Here is a 2,020-nt window from a genome sequence, read left to right on the forward strand (position 1 = left end):
GATCCATCGTCCGAAAACAGACACTGCTGAAGGCTGCACCTGGTACCGCCTGGAAAGCCTGTTCCACGATGCCGAAGGCCACCTTGTCGACGGCTGGGTAAAGGTCATGCAAGAAACAGCCTGCTGGGTCAGCCCTTGGGAATGGGATGGCTACGAAATCATCGAAACCAGCCGTTCACCGGTGCTGGGTATGGCCTATCGAATGTACCGGGACAAGAACACCTGCGAAGAAGACCGTAATCGTCTCTGTCAGCAAGCTGAGGCATGGAACAAAGGCGAGTTGATGAGCAAGCTTTACAACCTTATCGATCGTAATCATGACCGCCACATGTGCGCTGATGAAGTTCGTACGGCGCTCAAATCCCCAATCCTGGCGCAAGCACTGTCAAAGATCGTGCTGTGCAGTGAAAGCGAGTGGTATTACCGCCAGGAGAAATGGGATGCGCTGGACAAGGTGTTTGGACATACCACGTCGGCGCCGTTGTTGAACTGGTTGGCAGAGAAGCAGCGAATCAAGGAGCTGAGTTGGTGGGAAGAAGTCTCCGCCGGGTTAAGGTTCCTGGAGAACACTTCCATCTACTTCCTGCACCCGCTGGCTCTGCTCGGACAGTTCATGGTCGATGACAACGACCTACGCTGGCTGAAAGTCCCTCACGGACAACTGACATTTGATGTCGAGGGCAACGATATCGAGACCTCGAAGTATTTCAGTCGCGTCGTGCACTGGCCCGGCGGCGCATCAGGGATAACCATCGGCCGCGGCTACGATATGGGGCAACGTCCTGATCCCGAGTCGGACCTGAAAATGGTTGGTATCAAGGAGCCACTGCTTTCCTGGCTGATCGGTGCCAAAGGATTGAAAGGCATTAGTGCGAGGTATTACTACGACAGCGCGCCTCAAGTGATAAAAAAGCAAAAAATCAGCAGAAAGCAACAGTATGCATTATTTGTTCCAGTTTATGAGAGCATGAAAAGTGATGTTCTTAGAATTTCGCAAAAAAATCAAAAATACTACGGAGCGCTGGATTGGGAGTCCACAGACAAGAGAGCACAAGATTTAATCATCGACCTTATCTACAGAGGTGACTACACCACAAAAACCAGAGCCTTCATTCAACCCCCCTTCATTGCAAATGACACAGTCCAGTTCCGGCGAGAGATCTCGAACCAGGATAATTGGCCGAACGTACCTAAAGATCGTTTCCAGCGCCGCAGGGATTACATACAAGAATGAAAAAACTTGCGTTCATCACCCTCTTGCTTTTTACAGTTCCCTCCAGCGCCGAAAGACTCGGCTGCACAGCCATTTCCATGGCTGCTACCGGGCAAGCCGCCGGAAAAATCAGACGATTTACCGACCATTTTCCCAGCGCATGCATGTTTATCGAAACACTTCGCACCCGGACTGATGAAAAACCCATTGCGCTAGGGAAAATCTGTGAACTGGAAGGTAAAAGCATGTCCTGGGAGTACGCGGATGTCAGTTTCAACTCCGGAGAGTTCCACGACGATAAACTCTACTTTGAGCTCAGTATTACCCCGCTTGAGCTCACAGGCGAAGAGATCAAGCTATGCGAGGTCATCTTCAGCAAAGACAATGCAGTTAAATTGGAATGCACAAACGACAAACGGATGAGCGATATTCGCCCATCGCTATTCTCGTACGACACCAACTAAATACCCCATAGACTGAAGCGAGGGTCTCCATGACTTCAACTGCCTGCCAAAAGAAATTACGCGCAACGTTTGCCTATTACATCCTGACAAGCATGTGCCTGCCATCACTCTCCCAGGCTGAATCCTTTGATCGCAGAACCCTGTACCTGGCAGACTCAGGCCGTATCGGCGATCAATTTGTCAGGTATACCGCAGCAACAGGATCCCCCTGCATCTCAATGTCATCAACTTTGGAAATTATCCATAAATATCATATAATTAGCGCTCAAATCAGTGCATGGGAGAAGCCCTTTTGACTACCTATACCGCATCGCTTGACACCGCCAGCCAAACCCTGGCTTGA

General features: G+C 50.3%; 2 protein-coding genes and 1 pseudogene. All 3 read left to right on the top strand.

All coding sequences use genetic code 11. The features are described from left to right. Positions 1-1,234 (top strand): annotated as a pseudogene (locus tag PSEMO_RS33630) (hypothetical protein); the annotation flags it as partial. Continuing rightward, positions 1,231-1,677: a hypothetical protein gene (locus PSEMO_RS27425; protein WP_075806022.1), complete on the top strand. Its 447-nt coding sequence runs from the start codon at positions 1,231-1,233 to the stop codon at positions 1,675-1,677. The pseudogene PSEMO_RS33630 and the gene PSEMO_RS27425, both read left to right, overlap by 4 nt. A 29-nt stretch (positions 1,678-1,706) precedes the next feature. Next, positions 1,707-1,973 carry a hypothetical protein gene (locus tag PSEMO_RS33250; RefSeq protein WP_144443633.1) on the top strand — a complete coding sequence of 89 codons (267 nt, stop codon included), beginning with the start codon at positions 1,707-1,709 and terminating at the stop codon, positions 1,971-1,973. The last annotated feature ends 47 nt before the right edge of the window (positions 1,974-2,020 follow it).

Origin of the sequence: Pseudomonas putida, assembly GCF_001941965.1 — a bacterium.
GTDB lineage: Bacteria > Pseudomonadota > Gammaproteobacteria > Pseudomonadales > Pseudomonadaceae > Aquipseudomonas > Aquipseudomonas putida_L.

Coding starts and splice junctions, on each gene's coding strand:
- PSEMO_RS27425 (WP_075806022.1), top strand. CDS start 1,231: ATGAAAAAACTTGCGTTCATCACCCTCTTGCTTTTTACAGTTCCCTCC.
- PSEMO_RS33250 (WP_144443633.1), top strand. CDS start 1,707: ATGACTTCAACTGCCTGCCAAAAGAAATTACGCGCAACGTTTGCCTAT.